This window comes from Geitlerinema calcuttense NRMC-F 0142 (assembly GCF_030285425.1).
The window spans coordinates 25,572-41,311 of the sequence record NZ_JASVEJ010000015.1 but is presented as its reverse complement, the minus strand read 5'-3'; the positions used below and the strand labels follow the sequence as shown (position 1 = coordinate 41,311).

Below are 15,740 nucleotides of genomic sequence, written 5' to 3'. Positions count from 1 at the left end.
CGTGGCGCTGTCATTCCTCTTTCTTAACCCAAGCACGCATCGAGCAATTTGCTTAAGTTCGGCTCGGTTTCCCCGTGGGCGATGCGGGCGAGGATGGGCAATTTGCTCAGCTCCTCCAGCATGGGGGGATTTGTGTGGGCGGAGATCATGTCCACCTCGGGGGAGGATTGATTGATGACCAACCCCGCGAGGGGCAATTTGCCCCGTGCCCGGATGGATTCCACCGTCAGCAATGTGTGATTGAGCGTGCCGAGATTCGGACGGGTCACCAGGATGACAGGCAGTGCAAATTGCTCCGCGAGATCACTGACAAAATAATCCGACCGCACCGGCACACGCCAGCCCCCCGCCCCTTCGACCAGAACACAATCATAAATCCCGCGCAATTTGTCGAACCGCTCAAACACCGCATCCAGATCAATGACCCGTTCCTCGATCACACTGGCGGTGTAAGGCGCCGCCGGAGGCCGCAACCAGACGGGGTTGACATCATCGATCGTCACATCAGCGTGGGGTGAACTGGCATTGAACAGCGCCACCGCGTCGGTGCGTTCCCCGCAAAGGAGCGGTTTATAGCCACAGGCATTCACTCCCCTTTTGCGGAGAGCGTGAAGAATTCGGCATGTCACGAATGTTTTTCCGACATCCGTGTCTGTGCCTGTGATGAAGAATCCTGTTTTCATATGAGGCCGGGCATTTTGCACGAAAAAGGGGAAGTGAGGCAATCCCGCACTTTGAAGAAAAGCGGGCGATGCTTGATGATTAAAAAAAACGGGGTAGTATGCAATGCGTGCAAAAACAAACCCCTCTCATCCAAAAAATCACCACTTTTTTTTGGCTCTTTTTCATTGTCTGGATTTCTGTCGGCATCGCGGCGGCTTTGGCGGGACAAACCATGCCGCGCTGGATGCATTGGGCTGACGCATGGACCATGATTCTGGCCACGATCATCACCTACCTTTGGATGATTGACCTTCATGGGGTGCGAAAAACCCGGATCTGTTTTGCCATCATTCTGATCGCCTCCGGCCTAATTGAATTCATCGGCACAAATACCGGGTTCCCCTTTGGCCACTTCAAATACACGGAACGCTTCAGCGCGACCATCAACCTGCCCTTTGCCCCGAACGGTCTGGCCATCATCATTCCTTTCGCATGGGCGGTGCTGTGCCTGAATGCCTGGTTCCTCGCCGGTCAAATCCTCAAATGGCGAAACCGCTGGGCCATTTGTGCGCTCGCCGGGGTCATCACGATGTTGACCGATGTCAATCTCGAGGCGGTGGCATGGTATATGCGCGGATTCGACGAGGCTTACTGGCGCTGGTATGCCGACGGCACATTCACGCAAATTGCGCAGACGGTTCCGGTTCAAAATTACATCGCGTGGTTTGTGCTGACCGTGATTTTTCTGGCCCTGTGCCCGTTGCAAATGGCCGCCCCCGCAAAAACGAACTGGAAACCGCTGGTCATTCTGGCCGCCTTCAATCTCCTCTTCCTCGCGCACCGCATTCACTACACTTGGCTCATGGAAGATGATCCGGTTCCCACGGAGATTGAATTCTCAGGACGGGCAATGCCCTCAGACCTCCGGCTTGTAAATGCGGCCCTTCCATTTGACTCCGCCGGTGGCCGTTTGAACCCATGAATTCAGCGCAATGACCAAGGCCAGCGTTTGCCCGATCGGATGCGCAAATGCCCACAGAACCGATTGCTTGAACCTGACGGCAAAGACCACGCGCATCAGCCAGATGAGCGCAATTTGCGCAAGCAAAAGAATGCCCGGCAGCGTCAAAAGCCATTCCCCGCCCTTGATGATCAGCAGAATCGGCACGAGATAAAACGCCCCAAGCAACACCGTTGCCTGCAAAACTCCGAAAAAGACAAATGCCCCGGCATTTTTTTCGAAGGCCGCCCGGAGATTTTTGGTGAATCCCTCCCACAAATCGGCAAACCGGTGATACATGCGGCAGGAAACCAGTTCTGTGCCGTCCACATTGAGCAATTTGCGTCCGGCAGCCAAGGTGGCACGGGCCAGAGCGACATCCTCAACGAGATGATTCCTCACAGCCTCATGCCCGCCGAGCGCATCGTAGTCGCTTCGCCGGAAAAGGACAAATTGCCCATTGGCCGCGCCCAGCCCGGCGTGAGAAATTCGATTCACCAGCGCGTGCGGCAGAAAAACCAACAGAAGCTGATAAACAAAGGGAATGATGAGTTTTTCACTCCAAGTCCCGGCCACTTGCCGCGGCCACAGACTCGTCAGGGCGGCATCATGCGCTTGCGCAAATTGCACCGCCGAGGAGAGGCATTGCGGATGGAGAATGGTGTCCGCATCAGTAAAAAGGATGTAATGCCCCCTCGCCTCTCTGGACAACTGATGGCAGGCCCAGCATTTGCCGACCCAGCCACGAGGAAGCGATTCCCCGGCCATCACCCTCATCCGGGGAATGTCATTTTGCCAAGCCTGCAAAACCGCCGTTGTGTCATCCTCGGAACGGTCATTAAGAATGATCACCTCGAAATCCGGGTAATCCTGCGCCGCCAAAGACCGAAGCAAATTGCCGATGCGCAAAGCCTCATTGCGCGCGGGCACACACACCGACACCAAGGGCGCGGGAGAACCCAGCACTGACGCGGAAACCACGGGCGGGCGGCGGAAAATGAAAAGATTCACAAGCAAATTGCCCCAGAGCATAAGCAAGGCCGCCATGGTGACTCCGGCATAAACAATCAAAATCCAGTCAGTCGTGCTCATGTGTTTTTCGGGGTGAAAGGTTTTCCGGTGAGCAAACAGACAAAGCGTTCCCACTTTTTATTGATCGAAAGCCCTGACTCCATCAGGGTTTCATAGGAGGAAAAATTTTGTGTCTGAATATCCCGATCAATTTGCCCCATCAGAATCTCCAATCTCGCCCGCGCATCCTCCGCCGTTGAGCCAGCGGGCAAAAGGGCCGCATTGAGAAAAATCTGCGGGCGACTCTCCCAGAGCTGTTCATAGCGCACCGCCAGACAACACACACGGGTGCCGGGCGATTTGTGCAAGACCCATTCGAGACCGGGTTTGAACTCCACCGGACGAACCCCAAATGCACATGCCGACCTTGGGGAAACAGAAAGATCACCGCGCCGCCAGCGAGCAAATCAAGAGTCGCCGCAGTCCGCCCGCCGCACTGCGGGGCGAGGACAAATCAATGCCATAAACTCCGACATGGCGCAAAAAGGACGCGGTGCGGAGGTTTTGTCCTCCATCATCCCATAGGCCGGCAGAGCAAATGTCCTTTTCAAAAAAACACAGGTGAATGTGTCCCACCACCCGGAGTGATTTGCGCAAATGACCGTTCCTCCGGGCAAATGGCGCAGGGCTTCCGCCCCGCGCATGTGAATCGAGAAAAAGTTTTTCCTCATCGCGCGGGCGATCCAGAACCACAGGAAATCCTCAATCATCTTCATGCCCGGCCTTTCCGTTGCCGCCGCCAACTCCACCACGCCTTCACCAGCAAGAGCAGTTTGCGCGGGGTGGACACATGGACTCGGCCCTGGAAACAATTTGCCCCGCGTTTGTCGAGTTCATCCAGAATCCCGGCATAAACCGTGGACATGATCCAGACGGTCAGTTGCGAGCCGTCATCGGCGAGCTTGGCGATTCCCGGCACGGCGCGGGCGTAATACTCCCGCGCACGGGCGATTTGAAACTCCATTAACCGCCGGAAATTCGCGTCAAACCGCCCCTGCGCAATTTGCCCCTCGGTGCAGCTGTATTCCGCCAGTTCCGTCGCGGGTAGGTAAATGCGGTTATTGGCATAATCCTCTTTGACATCGCGGAGGATATTGGTCAGTTGCATCGCCACACCCATCTCAATGGCCTGCTCTTGGGCCGCCGGGTCGGAGAGTTCAAAAATTTTCGACATCATCAGCCCCACCACGGAGGCGACATGGTAACAGTAACGATGGAGCCCCTCCCAATCGGCAATTCGCACCGGCCCGCGATCCATGAGCACACCCCGGATCAAATCGGTGAAATAATCACGAGGAATGGCAAATTGCTCCACCGTAAGCCAGAAAGCCGGAGACCAAGGCTGGCGGGCATCTCCCGCATAGAGTTCGTCGAGCAATTTGCCCAGTTGCTCCTCGGCATGAGTCAGGTCGCGCCCCTCCGCCACCGCCCGGTCGATCAGGTCGTCCGCATAACGGCAGAATGCATAAATCGCGTAAGCCGCCCGTTTCTTGTATTCGGGCAGGGCAATGGAGGAAAAATAAAAACTCTTTGCATGATGGCGCGTGATCGTCCGCGCCTCCGCGAATGAGGCGGAAAATTCATCCGGCTCCTTGGCGGCTTGAATCCGCGCGGCGGCGATGAGTCGATTTTCCCGGTCGGTCAAGGACATGGTCCGGCTCACTCTCAAAGTCTTTCGGGTTTTGTCTCAATGACATGGGGGGCGGCGACAAATTTGGCTGATTCATTCATCAGCGCGACGCGGGTGCCACTGCGGCTGTAGATTTTAATCGAGTCGAGCCCGAGTTTCTCCTGCCACGAAGGAAGGTTGGACTCCTCGGTGATCAGGATGACCGGACGGTCGGAATTCCAAAGCTTGGCGAGTTTTTCCTCAGAAATAAAATCCCTGTCGGCGATCTTCAGTTCACGGGCGACGAACTCATCTTTCAGGGGGGAATTCACCCAATGAATTTTTCGGTCACAATAGAAGAAAAGACTCGCGGCGACATGATGTCGTCCCTCACAGACCACAAACAAATCCTGCCGCGGGTGGTGATTAATGTCGATGGCGACTTGTTTCAGGGTGAAATATTGTTCAATCAGGGCCATGCTCCACATGGCCATAAAAATATTCACAATGACCATGCAGGCGATGGCGTTAAAGGCCGTGTGAATCCGGTGACGGAAAACCCAGTAACCGGCCAGAATGCCCCCCACCAAAAAGCTGAAGCTGGCGATTTGAATGACGGTGATCTGGCTCTGCCAGAAATCCGCGCTCAGTCCGCTCAATGTGCTGAATATCCGGTCACGTTCCTCCGTGGGAATGGTTCTGCCCCCGGTTCCAGCGGCGGCATGAATCAGGGGCAATGTGCAAAAACCCGCGACACCAGCCAGAGCAATCAGGACACAGGGAACCATGAACCAGACACGTTTGACCCGCTCTGGATGCCACCACGGCAGAGCCAGAAAAATCGCAACCACACCCCAAGCCGTCATGGTGTAATAATCCTGACGGCTCGAAAAAACCACGGACAGAAAAGTCACCCCGGCCCACGCCCCCAAAATCGTCAGAATCACAGGGTCGAATTTTACTTTCGCACGGTTGGTTCTCCACCACACAATCGCCGCCGGGATAAAAAGACTCCACGGCAACCAAAGCACAAGATGTTGGGGCCAGAAAATCGTGTGTGGAACCTGATTGGCGCTCGGAGGCCAGCGTTTATGGAACATGTGTCCGATTTGCTCATTGACGATGTGATTCCACAAGAAACCATGAAAGCGATACTCCACATAGGCATACCACGGAACGACAATCAGCAGAAACAAAGCGGCTCCTTGGAGAGAAAAAAGCCCCTTCCAGAAGCTCCGCGAGCCGGGCTTCAGCCACGCCACCACCCCCGCCACCGCCAAAGGATACAACATCGCATGCAGTCCCTTGCACATGGTTCCCAACCCCATCGCAGCCCAGGCCAGCAGGAACCATTTGTGGGATTGCCCTGGGGTTTTCCAACCTCGAATGAATGCGTAAAACGTCACCGCCAGAAAAAATCCGAGCATGGGTTCTGGCATGACAATATGCGTAAAAATGAAAAATCCGGTCATGGTGGACAAAAGCGCCGCCGCTTTCAGCGCCAGACGACTCCCGGCCAATTCCCGAATGATCAAATACATCATGAGCACCCAACCAATGGTCGCCAAGTCCAACGGAAGCCGGGCCGCGAATTCATTGATGCCAAAAACCCGCATCGAGGCAATTTGTGTCCAGTAAACCAGAGGAGGCTTGTGCAGGCGGGGAACCTGATTATTTGTCGGGATCAACCAATCGCCGCTTTGAATCATTTCCTTGGCCGCGCCGGAATACTGGCTGTCGGTCTCGTCATAAAGCGCCGGGAAAAAACTCGTTACGATAAAGGCGGCAAAGGCGAGTGAAAGAATGGCCCAGAGCGCACCCAGCCGGGTCAGCAACACAGAGCGGGAAAGCGTCTGTCCGAGTGGCTCTTTTTGAGAGGAATCAATGATGGCCGTTGATGGGTCCATAGGGGCAATTTGCCCATCAAACTAAATCAAAAAAAAGGGGTGGCAAGAGCGAATTGCCCCGCCACCCCATTCAAGGAACAAGAAATGATTGACTCTTTTTCTTCTTATACCTTGGCCGGCTCCGCGCTTGTTTTCTGCGCAATTTGCCCAGTCACCAGTGGGATAACCGGAGCGGGCGCGTGAGGAACAACCTTTTTGAATTTCGGGGCGAAAGCCGCCCAATCGGCCAGAATCGTCTGGGCCTTGAAACTTGTCGTTTTCTCAAAATGCTGGGTGATGAGCGATTTCAAAAACTCCAGATCGCCGGCATCAGTGACATTCTGAATGGTGACCATCTCCTGATTGACCCGGGTCTCGAAAAGCCCGTCCTCGTCCAGCACATAAGCAAATCCACCGCTCATGCCCGCCGCGAAATTTTTACCCGTGAGGCCAAGCACCAACACAATTCCATTGGTCATGTACTCACAGCAGTGATCCCCCGTGCCTTCGACCACGGCGGTCGCTCCACTATTCCGAACAGCGAAACGTTCCCCCGCCCGGCCCAGTGCATGGAGAGTTCCTCCGGTCGCCCCGTAAAGAACCGTGTTTCCAATGATCACATTTTGATTCACAACGTAACGGGCATTCGGCGGAGGAGTCACAATAATTTCCCCACCACACATGCCTTTGCCGACATAGTCATTGGCCTCGCCGCTGAGAATGATTTTGACCCCCTGGGCCAAAAATGCGCCGAGACTTTGCCCCGCGCTGCCTTTGAGCCGAAGCTCGATCAATCCCGCGGGCAAACCGTAATCGCCAAAACGGTATCCAATCTCTCCGGACAAACGTGTGCCCACGGAGCGGTTGGTGTTCTTGACCTTGTAACTCAGGACAATGTGGTTTTGTCGCGAAGCGCGTCCTTGGCGTCCTGGAGAATCACCTCGTCGAGCGGACGATCCGGGCGGTCATTGCTCTCCAGCACATGATGCCGGGGAGAACCCTCCTCATACGGCGGCATAAAAAGCAATTTGCCCAGATCAAGCTTGTCGGCTTTCGGATGATCGGGACAGGACAGACGTTCGATCAGGTCCGTGCGTCCGATGATGTCATTAATGCTCCGCGCTCCCAAGGAGGCGAGAATCTCACGGACTTCCTGGGAAACCCCATTGAAAAAGTTAATGACCATCTCGGGGGAACCCTTGAATTTTGAACGATACTTCTCATCCTGGGTCGCCACGCCGACAGGACAATTATTCAAATGACACTGCCGCACATAGACGCACCCCATGGCGATCATGGCCGCCGTGCCAAAGTTGTATTCCTCCGCCCCGAGCAGGGCCGCCATCACGATGTCACGCCCGGTTTTCATTCCGCCATCCGTGCGCAGGACGATTCTTCCGCGCAATCCATTCATCACGAGCACCTGTTGGGTCTCGGCCACGCCGAGCTCCCACGGGCCACCCGCATTTTTGATGGAGCTCAAAGGCGATGCGCCCGTGCCCCCGTCATGTCCGCTGATGAGAATCACGTCGGCATAGGCTTTTGCCACGCCAGCGGCAATTGTTCCCACCCCCGCCTCTGACACGAGTTTCACGCAGACTTTGGCACGGGGATTGACTTCCTTGAGGTCATAGATCAACTGGGCCAAGTCCTCGATGCTGTAAATGTCGTGGTGTGGCGGCGGCGAGATCAGCATGATGCCGGGCATGCTCCGGCGCAACTTGGCAATCATAGAGGAGACTTTCATCCCGGGAATCTGCCCGCCTTCGCCCGGCTTGGCTCCTTGGGCCATTTTGATTTCGATTTCGCTCGCGCTGGCGAGGTATTCTGCTGTGACGCCAAAACGCCCTGAGGCGACCTGTTTGATCGCGCTATTGGCCCAATCACCATTGGGCAGACGATGGAAACGGGTTTGATCCTCGCCCCCTTCGCCGCTGTTGGATTTTCCACCGATCCGATTCATCGCGATGGCCAATGTCTCATGAGCCTCGGGCGACAATGCTCCCAGCGACATGCCCGCGGTGGTGAACCGTTTGCGAATGTCCTCAATCGGCTCCACCTCATCCAGAGGCACAGGCGTCTGTTTTTTAAACCCGAGCAAATGGCGCAAGGCCAGCGGCGACTGCCTCAGCGCGGACTCCGCGTAAGCCTTGTATTCCTCCGGCGTGCCGGTTTTGACAAAGGAATGGAAACTTTTGATCACCGGCCCAGTCCATGCGTGCATCTCACCATTCTGGCGGTTTCGATAAAATCCAATGTCAACAAGCTTGACCTCTTCGACAGGCTGTTTGTAGGCGATGTCATGACGCTCAATGGATTCAGCGGCGATTTCCTCGAACCCGATCCCGCCCATCTGCGATTCCGTGGTGGCGAAACATTCGCCAATGACATGATCCCCGATTCCGAGCGCCTCAAAAATTTGCGCGCCCCGGTAGCTGGAAATGCAGGAGATGCCCATTTTGGACATGATTTTGAGCACACCTTTTTCGATGCCTTTGCGGTAATTTTTCAATGCCTCGGCGTAGGTTTTGCCCTCAATGCCCTCTTTGCCGCCCCGGAAAATCATCTCCCGGAAAGTTTCAAAGACCAGATAAGGATTCACCACGCTGGCTCCGTAACCGATCAGGCAGGCCACTTGATGAACGTCGCGCACGTCGCCACCCTGCACAATCAAACTGCAACGCATTCTTTTGCCCACCCGAATCAGGTGATGATGAACCGCCCCGACCGCGAGCAACATCGGCACCGGCACATGGGCATGGTCGGTTTTCAGATCGGAAAGAATCACCAAGGCCGCCCCATCGTCGACCGCCTTCTCAGCGGCGGCGCAAATGGTGCGCAGGGCGGGTTCGAGGCCTTTTGCCCCCGATTCCCGAGGGAACACACAATCCACAACGGCGGACTTGAATCCTTTGGGCTCCAGCTGGCACAAGGCGTCCAATTCATGATTGAAAATCACCGGACTGGACAGGCGCAGGAGATGCGCGTGTTTTTCACTTTCACTCAGGAGATTCGGGCGATGTCCGAGGTAACAGTCCAGACTCATCACCAACCGTTCCCGGATCGGGTCAATCGGGGGATTGGTCACCTGCGCAAACTTTTGTTTGAAATAACCGTAGAGCAGGCGCGGCATCCGGGACAGAACCGCCAGCGGCGTGTCATCGCCCATGGATCCCAGTGGCTCCTCCCCTTTTTCGGCCATGGGTTTGAGAACAAAGGACAATTCCTCCGTGCTGTAACCATGGGCCAATTGCAATTGCGTATTCGTCAGAATATCGACATCGCCCTCAGGCTCCGTCACCGAAGCTTTTGCAAATTGCTCGTCGAGACGAATCAGCTTTTCCTTCACCCATTTGGCGTAAGGCTTGCCTTGGGCAAATTGCTTGCGCACCTCGTCACTTTTGAGGAACACCCCTTTGGCCGTGTCAATGGCGATGGTTTCACCGGGGCCGAGACGGCCTTTTTCGACAACGATTTTGTCATCGACATCGACCAGCCCGACTTCCGAACCCATGACCACCATTCCGTCGCTGGTGACTTTGTAACGCGCCGGACGCAGTCCATTCCGATCCAAAGTCGCCCCGATGGTGATGCCGTCACTGTAAACCAATGCGGCAGGCCCATCCCAGGGTTCATTCAGACAGCATGAAAATCAAAGAATCCGCGCACATCCTCGTCTGCGCCGTCAAGCTCTGTCGAGGCTGGCGGCACGAGCATCATCATGGCGTGAAGCACCGGACGCCCGGACATCACGAGCACTTCCAGCGCATTGTCCAAGCTCGCTGAATCACTCAGCGAAGGCTGAATGATGGGTTTGAGCAAATCAATGTCCGGCCCCCAAAAATCGGCTTGCAGCTCCGCCTCGCGGGCTTTCATCCAGAGGCGGTTGCCATTGATGGTGTTGATCTCGCCATTGTGGGCGAGCATCCGGAATGCTTGGGCCAAGGACCAAGTGGGAAATGTATTCGTGCTGAAACGCTGGTGAAAAATCGCCAACGCAGTCTCGTAGTCGGGATTTTGAAGGTCACGGTAAAATTTCTCCAGTTGATTCGACGCCAAAAGCCCCTTGTAAACGATGACCCGGTGGGACATGCTGCAAATGTAGAAATCCTGGATATTGAGAGCGGAAACGCGTTTCTCAATTTCATTGCGCGCAAGGAAAAGGGCGCGTTCGTATTCATCATCGGTCATTTTCTCACGACGACCGACGAAAACCTGTTGAATGTGGGGCAATGTGGACTTTGCCTTGTCACCCAGCACCCGCTTATTGACCGGCACCTCACGCCAGCCGAGGTGGTGGAGCTGCCGTTTTTTGAGGGTTTCCTCAATGATATTCCGGCAAGTGGCCTGATGATAACCGTCGGTGGGCAGGAAAATCATGCCGATGCCGAGGTCTTCAGGGCGGTAGAGGCTGTGGCCGAGCCGTTGCACCTCCGGCGCGAAAAGTTTGTGCGGAATCTGGGTGAGCACCCCCGCCCCGTCACCGGTTTTTTGATCAGCATCAATCGCGCACGATGGGTGAGATTGATCACGGACTGAATGGCCTTGCGGAGGATCAGATTCGATTTTCGCCCATCGATATTGGCGACGAATCCCACCCCGCAATTGTCATGTTCAGACTCCATCCGGTGGAGGGAATTTCTCCACACCGGCATTGTTTCCGTGATCTTTCCGTAATGCATCTATTTTGTTCTCCTCTGCTGACATTGGATTAGCCCGACAAAAATATGGCAGCCATCATCAAATGCAAGCGCAAATCATGCCACGATCAGATTTTTAGCCGACTTTTCACGGCCTGCCCCCGAAAAACCCCGCAATTCCTCCACACAAAAGACATCATTTCCCTCACGCAAAGAGACAAAGACGCAAAGGGACAAAAATCAGAATCCTCCCGCTTCATGACTCATTCGTGTCCTGGATGTCTGGAGCAAAGCGGATGTGAGCCTGACTGGCTCAGGCAGAATATAGGCCGAGCAAACGGTTCCGAGCATGTTCAAAAACCCAACGGTGGACAGCGGGAGGGAAAATCGCTAGAGCATGTTTCTGGATTCCCCATGTCTTTGGAACATGACATACGCTCGATTGAGGGTTATTACGAACTGGGCATGTATGATGATGCCTTAAACGAGATTGCATCCCTGTCCGCAGGGCATCAAATGAACCCGGCCATTGTGTCCATCTCCGGGCATTGCCACATTGGCCGGAAAGATTGGGGCAAGGGCTTGGACGCATTCATCAAACTCATCGCCATCGCACCGAAAAACCCCGATGGTTTTCTCCATGCGGCATTTTGCCTGCATGAGCTCGGACGCACCGCCGAAGCCAAGAGCCTCCTGCTGGGCGGGGCGGATTACCTGAAAGGGAATCCTGTTTTCTACTACAATCTCGCCTGTTACGAATGTCGGCTCGGAGAACTTGATTATGCCGGGGAATTGCTCGAACAGGCGATGAGCATGGATCCAAAATTCAAAACCATGTGGCCCAACGACCCTGATCTGGCCCCCTTGCGGGACAAATTGCGCGGGTAAAAAAGGCTCTGATCAACTCAGGAAGAACTCCCGAGCCCGCGAGAATATCCATCCCTCATCAGGACAGGCTGCAAACATTCCAGCGATTATTCAGCCACCCCTCCGGATTTCACAAACTGCGATCCACAGCCGCCAGCAGGGGTTCGATGGCCTTCATCAATCCCCCGAAAATCTCCGGAGTCACTTGTTGGGCGCCGTCGCTCATGGCCTCGGCGGGATTTGGATGCACCTCGACGATTAACCCATCCGCGCCCATGGCCACCGCGCCTTTGCAAAGAGCGACAACCAAGTCCGCCCGTCCACACCCCTGACTCGGGTCAATAATCACGGGCAGGTGTGTCTCCTGCTTGGCGATGGCCACTGCGGACAAGTCCAGAGTGTTGCGCGTGTAGGTTTCGAAGGTGCGAATGCCGCGTTCACACAGCATCACATGAGGATTTCCCTCATTGAGGATGTATTCCGCCGCCAGCAGCCATTCCTCAATTCTCATGGACAGGCCCCGTTTCAGCAGAATGGGTTTTCCTGTCTGGGCGGCGGCGACCAGCAGGGCAAAATTCTGCGCGTTGCGCGCCCCGATCTGAAGGATGTCGGCATAACGCGCGACCAATGCGACATCTTTCTCGGCCAGCACCTCGGTAATAATCGGCAGCCCCGTCTCCGCCTTTGCGGCGGCCAGCATTTCGAGCCCTTCCTCCTTCAGCCCCTGAAATTCATAGGGTGAAGTCCGCGGTTTGAATGCGCCGCCCCGGAGAATGGTCGCACCCCGCGCTTTCACCTCGCGGGCCGTGGACAGAATCTGTTCCTGACTCTCCACGGAGCACGGCCCGGCCATGACATGAAATTTCCGGCCACCGATCTTGAGCTTTCCCCCATCCACCGGCACCACTGTTCCAGAGGAACGCCCCTCGCGGCTGACGAGCTTGTAACGCTTCTGCACGCGCATAACCTGTTCCACACCCGGAAAAACAGTCAATGTCTCAAGCGTGTGTTGGCTGCGTTCATCCCCTATACAGGCGCAGATTGATTGTTCCACTCCGGTAATCAGCCGGGGTTCATATCCAAGTTTGCGAACCTCGTCGGCGACAGCGTCGATTTGCTCTTTGGGGGCGTGGGGCTTAAAAACAATAATCATGGGAGAAACTTAGCCCTGAAAAGTCCGTGCCTCAACTCTGAATTTTCGACTGGGAAAAGCATATTCTCTTCCCACAAAAAAGCGGCCTACGCTGGCGACGCGATTTTGCGATTATGCCGCATGGCTTTCCAGTAATCGGCGCTGTAATCGACAAAAACCTCTTCCCCGGCACGGATTCGGCGTGTGGAAACGATATACACCCGCCCCCGGATCACCTTGTAAACAGCATTATTCCGGCATCCTTTCATCCGGGAAAACCCCCGCGCGTCATTGGCGTAACGCCCCAATGCCCCGGGGGTGTGGAAAGCGTCGATGCATTTTTTCCAGTTGATAAAAAAGAGGTATCCGTCCTGGTCTTTTTCGACACGCTCCTTGTATTCCTGCCAGTCGATCTCCTCGCCCTGGTATTCCACGACGATTTCATCCCTCCCGATGTCCTCCAAGGTGAAAAGCCCCTTGCCCGCGCCGGGCAATGTCGATTTTTTCACGCGAAGTTTTCTTTGTTTGATCAATTCCATCATGATTCACCTGACGCAAATTGCGTGCCTGTCATCCGAGCAAAATGCCCCTTAATTCACCCGTGTCCCTGACCACAAAATCCGCATCCTTGATCTCCTCGTGCCCACCGTAACCCCATGCCACCCCGCAGGTTTTGATTCCGCAATTCCGGGCGCCTTGATGTCATTGTGCCCATCCCCGACATGAATGACCCCGTGCCGGTCCGCGCCGGAGATTTTCAAGGCCATCTCGAACATTTCCGGGTGCGGTTTGCGCGTCGGGGTCGAGTCGCCTCCGACCACGGCGGTGAAAAGCCCGCGCACACCGAACCCATCCAAAATAATCTCGGTGGGACGATGGGGTTTATTCGTCAAAAGGGACAGACATGCACCGGAGGCAGCCAGATCACGGAGCAAATCGGCGATGCCGGGATAGAAATCCGTGTGAACCATGCAGCTATTCTCATAATGCGGCCGCCAAAGGGTGATCGCCCGGTGAATCAAGGCGGGATCATCCGAGCCGAGCGCGCGATGAAAAAGCTTCTCCACTCCGTCACCGATGTAGCTCTGAATCAGGGGTTCAGGCAATGTCTCCATTTCCATTTCCTGACGAACGTGATTGACGGACACGGCAATGTCGCGGCTGGAATCCACGAGGGTGCCATCCAGATCAAAAAACACGTGGGAATAACGCGGAGTCATCATTCATTCCAATCTGTGTCTGGAGGGGTGGCTGACCAAATCAGGCACGGCGCTATCCTTTGAGAATCAATGAAACGGCCTCACTGAAAGTTTTGGCCGCCTGATATTTCTGCCCCTTCAAACTTTTGTGCGAGTCGGCGGAGTATTTCCCGTCGAGCAAAATGCTCCGGCATCCGCCATTGATTCCGCAAAGCACGTCGATGTCCTTGTCCCCGACAAACCAGGACTTCCGGAGATTGACATGGTAATTCTGCTCGGCCAGAAAAAGAAATTTCGGAGAGGGCTTGCGCGAATTGCTTTTCGGATCATCGGGATGATCAGGACAGAAATACATGTGGGTGAATTTGACTCCCGGCAAGAGGGAAAGCATGCGGTCATTGACCGCGTGCATTTGTTCCTCGGTGAAAAGCCCCCGTCCGATTCCTGACTGGTTGGACACAATGAAAAGCATGTATCCGGCCTCTTGAAGGTCGAGCAACCCTTTGGCCACCCCCGGCAAAAGCTCCACTCCAGCGGGGTTGGAAAGGTATTCCTTGTCCACGATCAATGTGCCGTCACGGTCGAGGAAAACTGCGTGGTTAGCCATTTTTTTTGAAGCTTTCGAGAATTTCCGTTTGGTTGGTCACCGCTGTGCCGAGTTTGCCGACGACCAAGCCTGCGGCGTGGTTGGCGATCTCAGCGGCATCTGGAGGAGTCGCACCGGCGGAAAGGGCCAGAGTGTAGGCCGAAATCGCTGTGTCCCCCGCCCCGGTCACGTCAAAAACCTCCTGGGCTTTGGTCGGTGTGTGATACAGGGGTTTATTCCTCTGGAAAAGCGCCATTCCTTGGTCTCCCAATGTGATCAACAAATGTTGTGGCCGCCATTTTTCAAGCAGGATTTTGCCGACACGATCCAGGGCAGTGTCCTTTTCGACAGGATTGACCGGCTCACTGTAAACAATGCCGGAAGCGGCGAAGGCCTCCAGACGGTTTGGCTTCACCACGGTGGGTTCATGCCAGTGCAGAGGATTGTAGGGATTTGGATCGACAGCCAGAATTTTTTTCTGCGTGGAAACGAGATTGGAAACGCGGTCCACAAGCATCTGGGTCACGAAACCCTTCCCATAATCCTCAATAATGACAGCGTGAGCTTCCTTGATCTTGGACTTGAATTCCGCAATTGCCTTGTCGGCAATTTGCACTTGGAGCCGTTCACGATATTCCCGATCGACCCGAACCATTTGTTGGTGGCGGGCGATGACGCGGGTTTTGACAACCGTGCGGGTGTTGGGGTTTGTAATGACTCCAGAGATGCCGATGCCGTCGGCTTGCAGCAGCTCTTGCAACTGCGACGCATAGGAGTCCTTGCCCACTTGGCCAATGATATCGACTTGGCAACCCATGGCGCGCAAATTGCGGGCGACATTGGAGGCGCCACCGGGATAACGCTCCTCCTTGGTCACCTCGACAACAGGAACCGGCGCCTCGGGGGAAATTCGGATCACCCGCCCATAGATAAATTCATCCAGCATGAGGTCACCGATGACGATGATTTTCTGGTTTTTGAATTTTGAAAGAATTTCTTTGACGCGTTCAGGTTTCATCTTCATGGCCTTGTAAGTTAACTCCTGTTGTGAAGGCTCCAATAAAATCGTGTGCTTCCACATTGGTCA

The 15,740-nt window shown here is 55.0% G+C and carries 14 protein-coding genes and 1 pseudogene; 2 read left to right on the top strand and 13 right to left on the bottom strand.

Translation table 11 applies throughout. The annotated features are described in order from the left end of the window. Positions 1-23: 23 nt before the first annotated feature. The gene (gene bioD, locus QQ055_RS03955) at positions 24-683 is read right to left on the bottom strand and encodes a dethiobiotin synthase (RefSeq protein ID WP_284474935.1); all 660 of its coding nucleotides are present in this window, start codon (positions 681-683) and stop codon (positions 24-26) included. 98 nt (positions 684-781) lie between these two features. Between bioD and QQ055_RS03950 the strand changes: the two genes are divergently transcribed. Beyond that, the gene (locus QQ055_RS03950; RefSeq protein WP_285963621.1) at positions 782-1,645 is read left to right on the top strand and encodes a carotenoid biosynthesis protein; all 864 of its coding nucleotides are present in this window, start codon (positions 782-784) and stop codon (positions 1,643-1,645) included. On the opposite strand, the gene QQ055_RS03945 is transcribed toward QQ055_RS03950, so the two are convergent. The 7 genes and pseudogenes from QQ055_RS03945 to gltB all read right to left on the bottom strand — a co-directional run bounded on the left by QQ055_RS03945 (position 1,580) and on the right by gltB (position 10,854). Continuing rightward, the gene (locus tag QQ055_RS03945; protein WP_284474933.1) at positions 1,580-2,755 is read right to left on the bottom strand and encodes a glycosyltransferase; all 1,176 of its coding nucleotides are present in this window, start codon (positions 2,753-2,755) and stop codon (positions 1,580-1,582) included. The genes QQ055_RS03950 and QQ055_RS03945 overlap by 66 nt on opposite strands. Next, a complete protein-coding gene (locus tag QQ055_RS03940; RefSeq protein WP_286004259.1) occupies positions 2,752-3,072 on the bottom strand; it encodes a hypothetical protein in 321 nt (106 codons plus the stop codon). Before QQ055_RS03940 ends, QQ055_RS03945 begins: the two co-directional genes overlap by 4 nt. Positions 3,073-3,118: 46 nt before the next feature. Continuing rightward, a complete protein-coding gene (locus tag QQ055_RS03935) occupies positions 3,119-3,427 on the bottom strand; it encodes a hypothetical protein (RefSeq protein WP_286004258.1) in 309 nt (102 codons plus the stop codon). A gap of 19 nt (positions 3,428-3,446) precedes the next feature. Further along, positions 3,447-4,385 carry a phytoene/squalene synthase family protein gene (locus QQ055_RS03930; RefSeq protein WP_284474931.1) on the bottom strand — a complete coding sequence of 313 codons (939 nt, stop codon included), beginning with the start codon at positions 4,383-4,385 and terminating at the stop codon, positions 3,447-3,449. 14 nt (positions 4,386-4,399) lie between these two features. Next, positions 4,400-6,250 (bottom strand): ArnT family glycosyltransferase, encoded by a 1,851-nt coding sequence (locus tag QQ055_RS03925; protein ID WP_285963620.1) that lies wholly within the window; start codon positions 6,248-6,250, stop codon positions 4,400-4,402. A gap of 104 nt (positions 6,251-6,354) precedes the next feature. Next, complete coding sequence (locus tag QQ055_RS03920; protein ID WP_490722104.1) at positions 6,355-7,086, bottom strand: GltB/FmdC/FwdC-like GXGXG domain-containing protein; 732 nt, start codon at positions 7,084-7,086, stop codon at positions 6,355-6,357. A gap of 29 nt (positions 7,087-7,115) precedes the next feature. Next, positions 7,116-10,854: pseudogene (gltB, locus tag QQ055_RS03915) on the bottom strand (glutamate synthase large subunit). A gap of 102 nt (positions 10,855-10,956) precedes the next feature. Here gltB and QQ055_RS03910 point away from each other — a divergent pair. Further along, positions 10,957-11,757, top strand: a complete 801-nt coding sequence (locus QQ055_RS03910) for a tetratricopeptide repeat protein (RefSeq protein ID WP_284474927.1) — start codon at positions 10,957-10,959, stop codon at positions 11,755-11,757. Positions 11,758-11,866: 109 nt separating this feature from the next. Here the strand turns inward: QQ055_RS03910 and aroF are convergent, their stop codons facing one another. The 5 genes from aroF to QQ055_RS03885 all read right to left on the bottom strand — a co-directional run bounded on the left by aroF (position 11,867) and on the right by QQ055_RS03885 (position 15,734). After that, positions 11,867-12,889 (bottom strand): 3-deoxy-7-phosphoheptulonate synthase, encoded by a 1,023-nt coding sequence (gene aroF, locus QQ055_RS03905; RefSeq protein WP_285963617.1) that lies wholly within the window; start codon positions 12,887-12,889, stop codon positions 11,867-11,869. Between the two features lie 86 nt (positions 12,890-12,975). Then, on the bottom strand, positions 12,976-13,410 hold the full coding sequence (locus tag QQ055_RS03900) for an SET domain-containing protein (RefSeq protein WP_284474926.1): 435 nt from the start codon (positions 13,408-13,410) through the stop codon (positions 12,976-12,978). 48 nt (positions 13,411-13,458) lie between these two features. Further along, positions 13,459-14,091, bottom strand: a complete 633-nt coding sequence (locus tag QQ055_RS03895) for an HAD family hydrolase (RefSeq protein WP_284474925.1) — start codon at positions 14,089-14,091, stop codon at positions 13,459-13,461. Between the two features lie 49 nt (positions 14,092-14,140). After that, positions 14,141-14,674, bottom strand: a complete 534-nt coding sequence (locus QQ055_RS03890; RefSeq protein WP_284474924.1) for a D-glycero-alpha-D-manno-heptose-1,7-bisphosphate 7-phosphatase — start codon at positions 14,672-14,674, stop codon at positions 14,141-14,143. Beyond that, positions 14,667-15,734 carry a bifunctional heptose 7-phosphate kinase/heptose 1-phosphate adenyltransferase gene (locus QQ055_RS03885; RefSeq protein ID WP_286004257.1) on the bottom strand — a complete coding sequence of 356 codons (1,068 nt, stop codon included), beginning with the start codon at positions 15,732-15,734 and terminating at the stop codon, positions 14,667-14,669. Before QQ055_RS03885 ends, QQ055_RS03890 begins: the two co-directional genes overlap by 8 nt. Between the last annotated feature and the right edge of the window lie 6 nt (positions 15,735-15,740).